The organism is Bacillus nitratireducens, from assembly GCF_001884135.1.
Taxonomy (GTDB): Bacteria; Bacillota; Bacilli; order Bacillales; family Bacillaceae_G; genus Bacillus_A; species Bacillus_A nitratireducens.
On record NZ_MAOC01000080.1, the window covers coordinates 1 to 15,612 of the forward strand.

Consider the following 15,612-nt stretch of genomic DNA (forward strand, 5'->3'; position numbering starts at 1 on the left):
AAGGCACATATTCCCATAATTATAATCGCTAGTGCGCTTTTCTCTTGTCTAAACCCTATAATTCCAAGAATAAATGCACTCAACATTGTTACCTTAAGCATTGTAGAAAGATTGGGAATTGAATATCCACTCAACCAGGTAGAGAAACTTACAATTACAGAAAAAGAGAACAAAGTTAGAACAATAGATAATATATTAATGTGCTTCCCATACTTCAATTGCATTTCGCTAGCCTCTTTTCTTTTCATTAGTGAATAATAGGTAGGCAGATATATTTTTATTTTATTCTAAATTTTCTTGAAAATACACAACCAAAAGAAGAGGTTGTCCCAAAAGTCGCTAAATAGTTACTTTTAGGCAACCTCTTTTCTTTATTTTTTACTTTCCTCTAGTTTAGAGATACTAGTTTCTTTTTCAGGTAACGTATCAAGAAAGTCCGTTGCTCAAATTCGAACAACGGACCTTCTTTATATGAACCAATTTAAAACATCCGCAGCAATCTCTTCCGGTCTATCCCAATGCATTAAGTGCCCTGTATCTGTATAAAGCTTAGTCGTAATATTAATATGCTTCCTAAATTCCGCAATTTGCAATTCTCTTATTTCTAAATAATTATGTGGCAGATCACAATACAATAACAAAATATCGTTTTTAATTTTATGCGATTTCAACGTTTTATACACCTTATATTGAAACTTAATTACACTTCTAGCGGTATCGCCAGTAGCATGCCATTTCACTTTATTATCTTCTTCTCGCATTAAGTCATAAACCGCACGTTCTATTAATGGTGACCACCTGCTGTAAACCATTTCTTCTGATTGGATGAATGCTTCTTTATTGTCAAAAGTATATTCATCAAAATCTTTCTCGTAATGGGTGATTTCTTCTTCTAATGATCGCGGTGGACACTCTCCTTCTTTCGCATCTTTGTATAGCTTCGCAAAATAATCTGCATTCATTTTACCATGATGATAACCACCATCTAACAAAACCATCTTATTCACTTTTTCTGTACATTCTGCTGCATAGTGAAGCGCAACGCTTGCTCCCCATGAATGTGCTACTATATGAAATGTGTCTTTTCCTATCTGCTCAAGTAATGCTACTACCCAATTTGTTAAATGGGATGCACCGTAATCTTCATCCTTCCCAAAACTTGGTGTTTTCCCATGTCCAGGTAGATCAAACGATACAATATGATATTTATCCTGTAAAAGCTGCGCTATTTCTATAAAACTTAATTTTGTACTTCCTAAACCATGAAAACAAATGATTTGAGGATTTCTTTTATCCCCCCATTCACAAACACTTGCTTCATATTCGCCAAATTCTACAAAAAAGTGATTCATTTTTAATCTCCTCTAATTATCAAATATAAATTAGTTTGTATGCAAAATCGTTTTTTCTAAATGAATAAATTCGGCAAAATTATCCAAATCTCTTTTTCGTAAATGATTTTATAGAATACTAGAGTTAACTCTATTTGAAAGCGCTAAACGCTTATCATTTCAGTTAATGGTTAGACTACATCGTCACATCAATGAAATTAATATAGTTTAATAATTTTAATATACGTTTATCATATGTGTGATTTTTCAAAGTTCTATTCAGCCCATTTTTTGCTATTTGTTTTCTTTCTTGTACATGTTCCAAATAATACTCCGGTGCACTGTAAAACGTTTCTATTTCAACACCTGGTATGTAATGCTTTGATACATCTGGGCGTATATCAGTTAATTGAAAAGAACCTACAGCATTAATTTCAAACGTCCTATTATTTACTGAATATGCTTGGATGTTTCCAGCATTACAATTCAATTCCTGATCATATGATGAACGGTGTAAATTTATATTAATTCTAGTAGATACGTAATAGTGTAACGCATCTTCATACTTTGCAAGTGGAAAAAGTTGTATTTTACCCTTTAATCTTTCATAGTTCTTTAATTTCTCCCACCCGAACCCCACAATTTTTGTGTTTTTTTCTGCTAAATACTCTGAAATAGAATCAACAAAGTTAATTCTATTTTCAAATGCTGTACCTATCTTCTTTCTGAGAAGGTTTAAACACATCTTGATTTACTGCTAACGGAAGATGAAACACATTGTTACATCCTATCCCTTTATAAAACTGGATACAATTTAAATCTTGCGTAAATATATAATCATAATACGGAACAAGATTTTGTGTTACATCCGTATAATAAGGATCATCTGTCAGCCAAGGTCCAGTAGTAAAACCTGCATTTTTTAAGAATGGTATTATACTATGAAATTGAGGTGGGATTCTTACTGCCCGTTAAAGAGGGATAAAAAAGAAGTTAAATCACTTCCAAACAACACCTCGCCTCTCGTATTCCATTCTATATTCAACAGCAGCTGCAATTTGGGGACTTGCAAACCTTTCCGTGATCCAAAGACCTAAATCAATTCCTGAAGTAACTCCTCTTGCAGTAATAACATTTCCTTGATCTACTATTCTGTAACGAAGAAGATCTGCTCCATATTCACTAATTTCATGCTGCGCTAAATGGTGCATTGTTGCCTTTTTATCATTCAATATACCGGATGCAGCTAGTAACATACCTCCTGTACAAACTCCAGCAACAATTGTTCCTTCATTGTGCATCTCTCTAATCATTTTGGTCAAAGTACCAAGCTCTGCTTGCTTTCGTGCCCCATCTTCAGCTTTATGATTCCAGCCACCACCAGGTACAATTAACAGATCTGGACGATTATCCATTCGTAAAAAATCATGTAGTTTAACCGTAACTCCAAACGAAGTAGTAACCTCTTGTTTTCGTTCACTTGATACGAGTTCCAACGTAAATGAAGCCCCTTCTTCTATTGCTCTTTTCAGTACTTCAAAAGGTGCAAAAGAGACAAGCTCTCCGAAACCGTCAAACAATACAATTTGTATTTTCATTTTTGAACACCTCATATGCTTTGTTTTATAAATCCCAAAGGAGAAGAAATGTTATCTACAAATTAACAATGAAGACAGTCTTTCTCCTCTTATTTTATAAACTTTCAAATGTTCCTCTAACCGTCTCGCATCCTTTAACACACTTAACGTTTTCTTCACAAAATTCCAATTCAAACTACCGGATAACCATAATAGTGAAGAAAGTCTTTTATAATCATTTGAAGTTAAAATATTACTAGCTTTATACCCTTCTAAAAATGCTCTAGCAACTTTCGAACATACTTCATGTGACTGTATTCCTTCTGTTCGAGAATACCATTTTATTAAAAAGGCTAATCCTTCAATACGATCTATATATCCAATCGATTCAAAATCTACAATTCCTTTTACACATGGATTTGAGTTCCATATGATATTTAAAGGATTTAAATCGGTTTGTACAATAAACTCTAAATCAGTCGTATGTGCGCATTCTATGTGATACTTAGCGAAATTTACATACTCCTGTAATTCCTTGCATGTACTACTCTTATTTTCTAATAGCTTTATAAACTCAATATATCCATCTAAATGAGATTTCTTTTGAAAAATCGAGCTTTGAAATGTACTAGAAATATCATGTATCTTTCTTGCTTCCTTTCCAAAGGCTTCTGCGATAGTTTCTGTACAATGAGTAATATGTTCCCCTTCAATCCAAGTAGACAATACAAACCGGTACTGTTCACCATTCCAAGTAACAAATGTAAATGACTCTCCCGCCCTATTCTCCTTGATCTGCATAAATGGAATTTCATGCTCACGTAAATAATACGTAAAACGTACTTGCTCTTTCAATTGTTCATTTGATAATGTCCCAAAAGCTGGATTGATTGTTCGATTGCTATTCATAAACCGTGCGGAATACCGATTTCCATTTACGATGATTTTATAATGCAAATCTGTATGCCAACTGTTCTTATGTAATTCTTCTTCAACTACTAATGTATGGATTTCTTTAAAATAATTTATTACTACGTCTTTTATTATGTGTTTCATCCTTTTTTCCTTTCATGTGAAATTTAGAGTAAACATGATTTATTATGCTCCCCCATAACAAATTTCATTTTACTTTATACATAACTAGGATATTACAAATATGAGATAGAATTATAGGAAATAGTAGATACGAGACTCTAATATTGAAAAACTTAAAACTCGGATAAAAACTATATATTTCAAAATGGCTAATGCTATTAAACTAACAGTCAATTTAAGTAATGACTTACACATTGATAAAATCTTGGGGGATATGATATGGAAAAAGAAACTCTATTAAAGAATGTAAAATCACTGTTAAAAATGCACTCTGAAGGATTTCTTGGTGGAGAGGTAATGCCTGAAGATGTTTTAATTCATGTTGTTCCAGATCATAAATTAATGGATGTTTTAACACTTGCCATGGCTTTAAATTATCAAAGAAATTCCTATACTTTATGGGAAGCGGTTGTAAAAGCGTATCAAGATGAAGCAACAAAATGGATTTTCAGTCCGAACGTTGCGGCAAATAGTGAGATTGATATTCTACGGAATACTTTACTTTTGCACCGTGTAGCATTACAACCTAATCGCCATCCAGAGATTTGGAAACGTGTAGCAATAGGAATAGTGCAATCTTCACCAAAAGGAAATGTACAAGGTCTAATTGAATCTGTTCAATTTGATATTTCTTCTTTAAAGAAGATTATGCAAGGCACACGAAAATCTGATTTCCCTTATCTTTCTGGACCAAAAATCTTTAATTACTGGCTTTACGTCTTAGAAAGTTACTCAAATGTTTCCTGGAAATCCCGTGAACTTATTACAATAGCTCCAGATACACATATATTGAAAGCAACCGTAAAGTTAGGACTATGTTCATCTGAAGTATTAAATGGAACAGCTGAAAATCGGCAGACTGTAGCAAAAGTATGGGAGAATGTGCTAATGGGTAGTGAAATTCCCCCTATTGATATTCATACTCCTTTATGGTTATGGAGTCGTGCAGGGTTTCCACCTCTTTTAAATTTAGAATCATTAAAAAGTACTTAAAGCACTCCATTCATTTTAATACTCAAGTAAAACTATTTCAAATCTAGTAGTTTCGGGCCAGGTCTGCTTTCTTTCACTATATTTTTGTATGTCTCGTCTAAAAAATGCATTTGAGATACAACACCAAATTTAACTTTATATGAGCGATATAGTAAAAAGAGCCAATCCCTATAAAATAGAAGATTGACTCTTTACTTTACTCCCCTGTTTCAGAAAATCGCTTTATACGTTCCCCAATTTCATCGCGAACACGTTGAAATTCAGACCACTCTTTTCCTGCTGGATCATCGAATCCCCAGTGAATACGGTTAACGTGCGAAGGTGTCGAAGGACAGACAAAATCCGCATGACTACAAAGGGTAACAACTAAGTCAGCGTTATTTAAAATGTTTGCATCAATTATATCTGATGTTTGATTTGTTATGTCGATATTTACTTCTCTCATCGCTTTAATAGCATTTGGATTTACTCCGTGTGCTTCAATACCTGCAGAATATACATTCCACTTATCACCTACATATTGTTTGCCCCACGCTTCTGCCATTTGGCTTCGGCATGAATTTCCTGTGCATAAGAAATAAATTGTCTTTTTGTTTTCCATGTTGTTTTCCGCCTTTGTTTTTAAATTATACTGGCTGATCTTTAAAATATTTTCGCTTAAACCAAAAAGCGACGTTTACAAGTGCAATCATTACAGGTACTTCCACTAACGGTCCGATAACAGCTGCAAATGCTGCGCCTGAATGAATACCAAACACACCAACTGCTACAGCAATCGCTAACTCAAAGTTATTACTACCTGCTGTAAATGCTAACGTTGTAGTCACCGAATAGTTTGCACCAATTTTTCTTCCCATAAAGAAAGAAACAAAAAACATCACAATAAAATAGATTAATAACGGAATCGCTATTCTTACAACATCTAATGGTACGCTAACAATCATTTCCCCTTTTAAAGAGAACATAACGATGATTGTAAATAGTAATGCAAGTAATGTAAGTGGACTAATCTTCGGTATAAACACCTTTTCATACCACTGTCTTCCTTTTAACTTAACGAGTACAAAACGTGTCAACATACCTGCTATAAAAGGAATTCCCAAATAGATAAATACTGATTTCGCTACTTCTCCCATTGTAATATCGACAATAGCCCCTTCAATTCCTAACCATTCTGGAATGACTGTTACAAACACGTATGCATAAACAGAGAAGAATAACATTTGGAATACGGAGTTAAAAGCTACTAAACCTGCCGCATACTCTTTATCCCCATCAGCAAGGTCGTTCCAAACAATTACCATTGCAATACAACGTGCTAAACCAATCATAATGAGCCCGACCATGTATTCTGGCTTATCAGGAAGAAAAATAATTGCTAAAACAAACATAAGTACAGGTCCGATAATCCAGTTTTGTACTAAAGATAAAACCAATACTTTTACATCTTTAAATACACGGCCCATTTCCTCGTAACGAACTTTCGCTAATGGTGGATACATCATAACAATTAAACCAACAGCTAGCGGGATAGACGTTGTTCCAACTTGTAATGTATTTAGTCCGTCTACTACACTAGGAAATGCAAACCCTAAGCCAATCCCAACAGCCATAGCTAGAAAAATCCATAGTGTTAAATATCGATCTAGAAAAGATAAATGTTTCATTTTATTTTCCATCTCCTATTAACAACAAGAATTTTTTTCTACTACGTTAGAAGTCGTGTAACAAGATGGATCTTCAATTTTATGAACATCACTATCTGCTTTTGTATAAAAGAATTCCCACTCGTTCCCATCAGGATCCGTTACCCAAAACTTATCTTGAACTGCATAGCAACAAGTCGTATCCATCTCATCTCGCGCAAAGAAGCCTTCTTTTTCTAATCTTTCTTTATGTAATGTAATTTCTTCAGCTGTATCCACTTGGAAACCGAAATGATTTACTTGATTTCCCTTCACTTCATCTCGTACGTTCAGCGTGAAGTTAAGTCCTGGCGTCTCTAATAAAAATTTTGCATAATCCATTTTCATCTTAACTGGTGACACACCAAATACCTTTTCGTAAAATTCAATAGACTTCTCTAAATTCGTAACATTTATACCAACGTGAACATATCTCATAGCTTATTCCTCCTCTTTATATGTTATTAATCAATTTTTTTTGATTAATAGTACAAAATTTTAACAGCAGCTACCTTTGCCTGTTTTTCTAAAGATACAACACAATTCTTCTGATAATAAATTATTTACTTCCGCATCATTTAAATCATAATAACTCCACGTACCTTTTGTTTCTTTTACAATTAAACCTGCATCTAATAAAATCTTTAAATGATAGGACAACTTAGATTGCGTCATTTCGAAAACCTCTGTTAGATCACACACACAAGTCTGGCCGCGCTGGCAAAGTTCATACATAATTTCTAAACGCTTCTGATCCGCCAACGCTTTAAATTTTTTCTCATAGAGCTGAAAATCCTGTGCCACTGTAGTTCACTCTCCCTTCATCAACTTTCTTTGATGTTTATAGTATATACGCTGTTTAGTTCTTTATGCAACTGATTAATCGATTTTTTTTGATTAATATAACCTTCTTTTCTTTCCCATAATTGTACAAGTCCATAACAATTCACTTCGATAATGAAAGAAGAAAAATGAACCTAACACCGGTCCAGATACCGCACCGATATTATTCGCTGTAACAAAAGTGGCAAAGACGACCCTTCTATCCTTTTCTGGTACTATATCAGCTATCATTGCAGAACTTGCTGGACTGTATATTGCCCCACTAATTCCAATACCGATATAGGCTAAATAATTAATCCAATGCGAATGAGATAAGGAAAAAACTGCAAACATTGCTACTTGTATGATTGTGCCTAATAGCATGACAGGGCGGCATCCTAATCGATCAGCTAAATATCCACCTAACAAATTACCGATTATGCCTACAAGAGGTATAATTGCCATTAAAATTCCGCCAATAGTTTTGCCAAAAGCATCGCTATAGTATATGGCCATAAACGGAAAATACATCCAAAACAATGTATTGAACATAGTCTCGCCAATCAATCTAGTTTTTAAATTCCGGTCCCATGATAACCATTTCAACGTAATACATCCCCTATTTTAACTTGTCAAATATTCACTATACATTCTATAAACTTTCAGTCCAAGGAAAATATAATAACATAAAGTGAATTTATTTTACAAATTAATATAGGAATCTAAACTTCGCGCGCGAGAAAACCTGTTTCATGTCCAGCTATATTATGCTGCAGTTGGAAACTAGCACTCCTACCAATAAACTCAACGTGCTTAATGCGTAAAACTCTTGGTTATCAAACTCCGGATAGATAAAACAGGCATAGTCCATATGCATTGATAATGGGCCAATGGAGTCTTTTAGGGAACTATTAAGTGCGAGAAATATTACTTACATAAATACGATACGTTTGAGGAAATAAATCAAGCGATATACGAGTACATTCAGTTTTATTATTATGACATTCCAAAAACGACTAAACGGCCTCATCCCCATGGAATATAGAACTAAAGCCGCTTAGGGTATTTTATTAGTTCCCCTGTCTACTTGACAGGGGGCTGTTCAGAGTTGGCTCTTTCTTTACTTACCAATACAGATAGATTTTCTCCTCTTATTGTATAAACTCTCAAATGTTCTACTAATGCACTCTCGTCACCTAATAGACTCATCGTCTTTTTAACAAAGTTCCAATTTAAACTGACGGATAACCATAGTAACGAAGAAAGTCTTTCATAATCATTTGAAGTTAAAATGTTACTAGCTTTATACCCTTCCAAAAATACTCTAGCTACTTCCGAACATACTACATGTGACTCTATTCCTTTCGTTCGAGAGTACCATTTTATTAAAAAGGCTAATCCTTCAATACGATTCACATATCCAATCGATTCAAAATCTATAATTCCTTTTACACATTGATTGGAGTCCCATAGGACATTTAAAGGATTTAAATCAGTTTGTACTATATACTCTAAATCATTTGTATGTGCGCTTTCTATATGATACTTAGCTAGATCTATATACTCTCGCAACTTCTTACATGTACCGCTCTTATTTTCTAATAGCTTTATAAACTCACCATACCCATCTAAATGAGATTTCTTTTGAAAAATCGAGCTTTGAAATGTACTAGAAATATCATGTATCTTTCTTGCTTCCTTTCCGAAGGCTTCTGCGATAGTTTCTGTACAATGAGTAACATGTCCTCCTTCAATCCAAGTAGACAATACAAACCGGTACTGTTCCTCATTCCAAGTGACAAATGTAAATGACTCTCCCGCCCTATTTTCCTTAATCTGCATAAATGGGATTCCATGCTCTCGTAAATAATACGTAAACCGTACTTGCTCTTTCAATTGTTCATTTGATAACGTCCCAAAGGCCGGATTGATTGTTCGATTGCTATTCATAAACCGTGCAGAATACCGATTTCCATTCACCATGATTTTATAGTGTAGATCTGTATGCCAACTGTCCTTATGTAATTCTTCTTCCAGTACTAATGAATGAATTTCTTTAAAATAATTCATTAATACATCTTTTATTATGTGTTTCACACTATTTTCCTTCCATGTAAAAATCTTTGGTAAGAGGTTTGTAAAGTACATCTAATTTACTCAAATGGATGCCATTTACTTAAATGTACTATACCATTCTCCTCTTTTTTCTCCCTCAATCTAACGAAATCTATTATTTTTTAATTCTACACCAAGACCTTCAACTCTTCCTCATATTCTGTAAGTGCCTCATCTAAAATTGCTAATCCATCATCAATCTGATCTTTGTTTATAGAAAGCGGTGGAATCATTCGAATTACTTCACTTGAATTTCCACAGAAGTAAAATAGTACACCTTTTTTTAATGCGATGTCTAATATTTTAAATAATCCCTCACCATTAGGTGTACCTGTTTCAGGGCTAATAATTTCAATTCCAATCATTAACCCAACAGCTCGTATACTTCCAATAACAGAATGTTTTTGTTTTAAGTTATACAATTTCCGAACTGCGTAAGCACCCATTTCTTTCGCATTTTCAACCAACCGTTCTTCTTTCATTACTTCAAGAGTTGCCAGTGCCGCTGCACATGCAATTGGATTCCCTCCGAAAGTTGTACCATGTGTTCCTAATGGCCACTGCTGCATCAACTCTTTTGACGCAACCGTTGCACTAAGAGGTAATCCTGATGCAATTCCTTTTGCGATTGCCATAATATCTGGTGTTACTCCAAATGTTTGTGCTGCAAACCATTCACCTGTACGACCAAATCCTGTTTGTACTTCATCAAAGATTAATAGAATTCCATGCTGATTACAAATTTCACGAACTTTCTTTAGCCATCCAGCTGGTGGAACAATATATCCCCCTTCGCCTAGCACAGGCTCTACAATTACACATGCAACCTCTTCTGGTGTAACTTGATGATTAAACAGAGTTTCAAAATCTCTTTCTAGTTTTTCAACACAGTGTTCCTCAGGATCAATCCCTTCCGGACAACCTTTAATATTTGCATATGGAATTTGATACGTTAGCCCATTAGGTTGCAAAAACTTACGATATTTACTTTTGGAAGTTGTTACACTTAATGCCCCCATTGATCGCCCATGGAAACACCCTAAAAAAGAAATAACATATGGTCTTTTCGTCACATATTTTGCTAACTTAATCGCCCCTTCAATCGCTTCTGTACCACTATTTGCAAAAAAGAAACAATCTAACTTAGGAGGCAATACCTTCCCAAGTTCTTCCGCAAGACATAAAATTGACTCATACATGATAACTCCAGATGGGCCGTGAGTCAGACACTCTGCACTATCCTTAATTGCTTGTACGACCTTTGGGTGACGATGTCCAACATTGGTCGTTGCAATACCTGATGTAAAATCAAGGTATTTCCTCCCATCTAACCCAAAATAGTAACATCCTTCTTCTTTCACGACCGGTAAATTCGGATGGTCTTTTGCCATACTTGGTGCTAGTAATTGTGGCATTCTTTCAATTAAATGATTCCAATTTGTATTCATTTGAACTCCTCCTTATCATTGTGCATCAGTTTCCCATTGCATATAAAAATCATTGATTCATCTGTTTATGCATCTACATCTGCATTTGTATGCTGTTCTTTCCACTCTTCATACTTTTCAAATTCTGGTGACGTTAAATACGAAATGATGAAAATTGATAAAACACTACATACCATCCCATATAAGATTGGATCTGTAGCCGAAAGACCTTGTACAATTAAACCAACTATCGTGACAATTGCACTTAAAATAATAGAGTAAAATGCCGCTTTGTCTGTTACGCGTTTCCAAAACAGCCCTAAAATTATCGGAAAGAATACCGATCCAGATAATATTGCATATGCAACATCTAACGCTACAATAACATCTTGAATCCAGACAGCGCTAATCATTACGAATATTCCGATAATTAATGTTAAAATTCTTGAAGTTCTAATTACAGCCTTTTCACTCATATTCTTAGATGTAGTACTTTTTATTATGTCGTTTACAATTAATGTTGAAGACGCTAATAGTGTTGCAGATGCAGTTGACATCAGAGCTGAAACAACACTTGCAATGACAATCCCTAATAAGCCTACTGGTAAAATTGTAATGGCCATTGTTATAAACGCACTTTGTGGATCACTTAAATTTGGAAAAACTACAGCAGCGCACATGCCAATTATACTGATTGCAACAGCATATAAAAGACAGTATACCCCTGCGCCAATTGTACCTTTTTTCGCAATCCCTACAGTCTTAGCAGTAAAAATCCGCTGCCATATATCTTGGCCGATTAGTACCCCTAAACAATATAAGAGAAAGTACGAGAAAATTTTATCTCCACCAATGTTGGCTATTTCAAAATAACTATGTGGTAATTTTTCTTGAAGAGCAGACCAACCTCCAGCCTTATCTAAACTAAGAGGTAACATAATTGCAAATACTCCAATTGTCATTACAATAAACTGAAATATATCGGTCATCGTTACAGACCACATGCCCCCCAGTAATGTATACATAACAACTACACTACCGCCTAATAACATACAAAGTTTAATATCCCATCCTAGTAGTACATTTAATATAGTCCCCATTCCAATTACTTGCGTTACAGTAATCATCGTTACATATATAAATGTAATCAATGAAGTAATCACTCTTGTTTGTGAATTAAAACGTAATCCTAACAGTTCACTGATTGTAATTATTTTAAATCTTGATACTTTTTTCACTAAAAATATTCCTAATAGAATAATTCCGATTCCAATCATAACAACGAGCCATATCCCTGAAATACCAAATTCATATCCTAATCTTGCAGTTCCAATTGTAGATGCCCCACCAAGAATTACTGCGGCTAAACAGGCTAGATACATCACTAAACCTAAACTACGACCAGCAACCATAAAATCTTCAGATGTTTTTGCTTTCCTTGCCCCTATCAAACCAATACCAATAATAATTATAAAATAACCAGCCATTAGTAATATATCTACTGTATTCATAACATCCTCCTTTTCAATACATACTATGTTAACCTTACTAAATTACGTCTTTTTTGCATCGCTACAAGAGTAATCATTTCATATGCAATACTTGATGCTGCAATTGCTGTAATTTCTCCACTATCATACGCAGGTAACACTTCGACTAAGTCAAATCCAGCAATATGTAATCCATCTAATCCTTGCATAAGTTCCACTGCTTCAATCGTTGTAGGTCCACCAATTTCAGGCGTTCCCGTTCCGGGTGCGTATGCAGGATCTATAAAATCAATATCAAATGAAACGAAAGTTACTGCATCCTTTACTCGTTCATGAATTCTCCGTAACACTTCTGTATATCCAATTTTCCGCACTTCTCTCATTGGAATAACTTCAAAACCTAACTCTCTTGCATCCTCTATATCATTTGGTCCATACAAAGGACCACGCATTCCTACTTGAATAGAATGATCGACATTAATAAGCCCTTCTTCAACCGCCCGTCGAAATGGAGTTCCATGCATATATTTTTCTCCATAGTAATGATCCCATGTATCACTATGCGAATCAAAATGAACAAGAGCTATAGGGCCAAATTGCTTTGCGAATGCTCTTAAATTTCCTAATGAAATAGAATGATCCCCGCCTAATATAATAGGTACAATCCTTTTTTCTAATAAAGGTGTTAAACCTTCTACGATGTTGTCATATGTACGATGAATATTACCAGGTACAATATCTAAATCTCCATAGTCTACCCCTGAACAATAATCAAAAATATCAATTGCTTGATCTGGATTATATGGACGTAATAAACTTGAAAAATTCCGAATATGATTCGGTCCTAAACGCGCTCCCACACGATACGACTGTGCAGTATCAAAAGGAATCCCTAGCACTGCAAAATCTACATTTTCAGTAGTATTTTTTTGTTCTAGCCTCATAAACGTTTTCACTCCACAAAAACGAGGTGACATAGCAGAATCCTTAGGTTTATACATCTTCTCACTCCTACCATTTATTTTTCTACAACTTTAAATAAAATAAATCTTACATTAGGGTATTCTTTGCCTCATACTCATAAAGGTTGACTTATCAATTTATCCCCTACTTATTTTTCTTGTGCTAAATCTTAAAGCATTGAAAATAAGTATTTATATATAAGGCAATGTTCTCTCCTCCTTTGTATTGTTTATTAATGCAAATATCATGCCAATTTAGAAAAAAAGAAGAAGATGGACAAAAATGTCTCATCCATCTTCTCACCATTCATAACTTCAATTTATCTTATACTTCTTCAATTTTCTTACTACAGAGGGCTGACTTATCGCTAAATTCTCTGCTATTTTCACAGTCGTTTTATATTTTCTCTTAGCATCCAATAATACTTGCTTCTCTACCATTTCTAGTATTTCTGTAAGAGTTTGAGACGATTTTGTAACGAATTCATCACCACTCTTAGATTTATAGTAATCTGGTATATTTTCAATCGTAATAAGCTTTGAATGTGATGTAATCACGAGCCGTTCTATTATATTCATTAATTCTCTTACATTTCCTTTCCACTTTTGCTGTAATAAAATTTGTATGACCGCCTGATCCAATTCCCTCTCCCTTTTATATTGAGTACAAAATTTATTCAAAAATAAATAAATCAAATTCATAATATCTTGAGGTCGTTCACGTAATGGAGGAATCAAAATTGGTACAACGTATAAACGAAAATATAAATCTTGTCTAAATTTTTTATTCTCTACCAGCTCTTCTAAATCGCGATTTGTTGCGACAATAAGACGAAAATCTGCATTCTTCAGCTTTGTTCCACCAACTCGATAAAATTGTCTTTCTTCAATTAGCTTAAGAAGTTTTACTTGTTGTTCAAGTGAAAGCTCTCCTACTTCATCAAGAAACAAAGTTCCCCCATGAGCAAGTTCTGCAAATCCGGGTTTCCCATTTTTTTTCGCCCCTGTAAAAGAGCCAGCTTCATACCCAAAGAATTCAGCCTCAAATAAAGACTCAGGTATAGCAGCACAATTGACTTCAATAAAAGGTCCATATGTTCTTGGACTTTTATCATGAATATAACGAGCAATAGCTGTTTTTCCTACTCCTGATTCTCCAAGTAGAACTGTATTTACATCCACCTCTGCAACTTGATGTATTGTCTCCATTGCTTTATACATAGCAGGATCATCAGCAATTAAGCCTACTGATGTAATTTTTTCACGCAGTGCAAGTTGAGCTTCCTCTTTCACACGTTCCAGTTCCTCTTGCATATGATCTAAATATTTCTGAATTTCTATCAAATCCGAAACATCATAAGAGTAGCTTACAACTCGATATACTTCACCTTCCTCATCCAATAGGGGTACTCCTGTTACTAGCAATTTATTTCCTGTCTTTGTAAGCTGAACAACTGTGATTTTCTCTTTTTTTTGTATGATTAACGGTGTCACAATCGGAGTAATAATACCTGTTCGTTCCAATTCATAAATAGAAGCACCGATTAAACTTTCATACTTAATTCCATATCTATCAGCGGTAAATTGTGTCGCTTTTAGAATCGTCCCATTTACATCTGTTACGATTAAATCATCCATTAAAGATTCCAATATCGTCTCTGTTTCAGAAATAAATTCTGTATATAACAATTTTTCACCACCGTTCAAAATAAAGAAAATTCAGTCTATTTATTAATGAATATTTTATTTGATTTTGTATAGAAATGTAAAGCATAAGTTTTCTCATATTATTTTTCTTGCACTTGATACAACAAAAAAACCTCCCATTTTCAATTTATCTCCCACCTACTCACTAGGCTGTGACCCTTCAAGTTCCTTGAGGAAGGAGTCTTATTGGCTAAATCGAGGCGAAAAATAGCGAGCTAAAGCATAGACACGGGTATGATGTGGCATCTTCCTCGGGTCTGATTTGTATGCAAATACAATGGGCTATGGTCATATTCGCAGTTAATTTAAAACGAATCATGACCTTAATGAAAGAAACAAGGTAAAAAAGTATAAGAAAAAGGCGACTTTCCGTTCAAGTTTGAACGAAAAGTCGCCTTTTTGCATTGT

General features: G+C 34.5%; 14 protein-coding genes and 4 pseudogenes. 2 read left to right on the forward strand and 16 right to left on the reverse strand.

Annotated elements, in window-relative coordinates; genetic code table 11:
* The 5 genes and pseudogenes from BAU23_RS21210 to BAU23_RS21230 form a co-directional block, all read right to left on the reverse strand.
* The coding region (locus BAU23_RS21210; RefSeq protein ID WP_071735109.1) for a hypothetical protein at nt 1-224 on the reverse strand (224 nt) is incomplete at its 3' end.
* A gap of 243 nt (nt 225-467) precedes the next feature.
* A complete protein-coding gene (locus tag BAU23_RS21215) occupies nt 468-1,352 on the reverse strand; it encodes an alpha/beta fold hydrolase (RefSeq protein ID WP_071735110.1) in 885 nt (294 codons plus the stop codon).
* 175 nt (nt 1,353-1,527) lie between these two features.
* Nucleotides 1,528-2,281: pseudogene (locus tag BAU23_RS21220) on the reverse strand (CgeB family protein); the annotation flags it as partial.
* Nucleotides 2,282-2,329: 48 nt separating this feature from the next.
* Complete coding sequence (locus BAU23_RS21225) at nt 2,330-2,929, reverse strand: DJ-1/PfpI family protein (protein ID WP_000701574.1); 600 nt, start codon at nt 2,927-2,929, stop codon at nt 2,330-2,332.
* 51 nt (nt 2,930-2,980) lie between these two features.
* Nucleotides 2,981-3,964 carry a phosphotransferase enzyme family protein gene (locus BAU23_RS21230; RefSeq protein ID WP_071735111.1) on the reverse strand — a complete coding sequence of 328 codons (984 nt, stop codon included), beginning with the start codon at nt 3,962-3,964 and terminating at the stop codon, nt 2,981-2,983.
* A 258-nt stretch (nt 3,965-4,222) separates the two neighbouring features.
* Here BAU23_RS21230 and BAU23_RS21235 point away from each other — a divergent pair, with 258 nt between their 5' ends.
* Nucleotides 4,223-4,996 (forward strand): hypothetical protein, encoded by a 774-nt coding sequence (locus BAU23_RS21235; protein ID WP_071735112.1) that lies wholly within the window; start codon nt 4,223-4,225, stop codon nt 4,994-4,996.
* A gap of 196 nt (nt 4,997-5,192) precedes the next feature.
* Here BAU23_RS21235 and arsC read toward each other — a convergent pair whose 3' ends face one another.
* From arsC to BAU23_RS21290, 11 genes and pseudogenes are all read right to left on the reverse strand, one after another.
* Nucleotides 5,193-5,597 (reverse strand): arsenate reductase (thioredoxin), encoded by a 405-nt coding sequence (arsC, locus tag BAU23_RS21240; RefSeq protein WP_000428374.1) that lies wholly within the window; start codon nt 5,595-5,597, stop codon nt 5,193-5,195.
* Between the two features lie 25 nt (nt 5,598-5,622).
* On the reverse strand, nt 5,623-6,663 hold the full coding sequence (arsB, locus tag BAU23_RS21245; protein ID WP_071735113.1) for an ACR3 family arsenite efflux transporter: 1,041 nt from the start codon (nt 6,661-6,663) through the stop codon (nt 5,623-5,625).
* Between the two features lie 18 nt (nt 6,664-6,681).
* On the reverse strand, nt 6,682-7,119 hold the full coding sequence (locus BAU23_RS21250; RefSeq protein ID WP_071735114.1) for an ArsI/CadI family heavy metal resistance metalloenzyme: 438 nt from the start codon (nt 7,117-7,119) through the stop codon (nt 6,682-6,684).
* 60 nt (nt 7,120-7,179) lie between these two features.
* Entirely contained in the window at nt 7,180-7,485 is a 306-nt protein-coding gene (gene arsR, locus BAU23_RS21255) for an arsenical resistance operon transcriptional regulator ArsR (RefSeq protein ID WP_000046018.1), read from the reverse strand.
* A gap of 117 nt (nt 7,486-7,602) precedes the next feature.
* Nucleotides 7,603-8,109, reverse strand: a pseudogene (locus BAU23_RS21260) (MFS transporter); the annotation flags it as partial.
* A 122-nt stretch (nt 8,110-8,231) separates the two neighbouring features.
* Nucleotides 8,232-8,350: pseudogene (locus BAU23_RS29925) on the reverse strand (amidohydrolase); the annotation flags it as partial.
* A 236-nt stretch (nt 8,351-8,586) separates the two neighbouring features.
* Nucleotides 8,587-9,600, reverse strand: a complete 1,014-nt coding sequence (locus tag BAU23_RS21270; RefSeq protein ID WP_071735116.1) for a phosphotransferase enzyme family protein — start codon at nt 9,598-9,600, stop codon at nt 8,587-8,589.
* 146 nt (nt 9,601-9,746) lie between these two features.
* Nucleotides 9,747-11,066 (reverse strand): aspartate aminotransferase family protein, encoded by a 1,320-nt coding sequence (locus BAU23_RS21275; protein ID WP_001095744.1) that lies wholly within the window; start codon nt 11,064-11,066, stop codon nt 9,747-9,749.
* A gap of 65 nt (nt 11,067-11,131) precedes the next feature.
* Nucleotides 11,132-12,556 carry a sodium:solute symporter family protein gene (locus tag BAU23_RS21280; RefSeq protein ID WP_001098744.1) on the reverse strand — a complete coding sequence of 475 codons (1,425 nt, stop codon included), beginning with the start codon at nt 12,554-12,556 and terminating at the stop codon, nt 11,132-11,134.
* Between the two features lie 23 nt (nt 12,557-12,579).
* Nucleotides 12,580-13,536: an agmatinase gene (speB, locus tag BAU23_RS21285; RefSeq protein ID WP_000277798.1), complete on the reverse strand. Its 957-nt coding sequence runs from the start codon at nt 13,534-13,536 to the stop codon at nt 12,580-12,582.
* A gap of 276 nt (nt 13,537-13,812) precedes the next feature.
* The gene (locus BAU23_RS21290; RefSeq protein ID WP_000967368.1) at nt 13,813-15,186 is read right to left on the reverse strand and encodes a sigma-54 interaction domain-containing protein; all 1,374 of its coding nucleotides are present in this window, start codon (nt 15,184-15,186) and stop codon (nt 13,813-13,815) included.
* Nucleotides 15,187-15,398: 212 nt separating this feature from the next.
* Here BAU23_RS21290 and BAU23_RS29930 point away from each other — a divergent pair.
* A pseudogene (locus BAU23_RS29930) lies at nt 15,399-15,548 on the forward strand (IS5/IS1182 family transposase); the annotation flags it as partial.
* Nucleotides 15,549-15,612 lie beyond the last annotated feature (64 nt).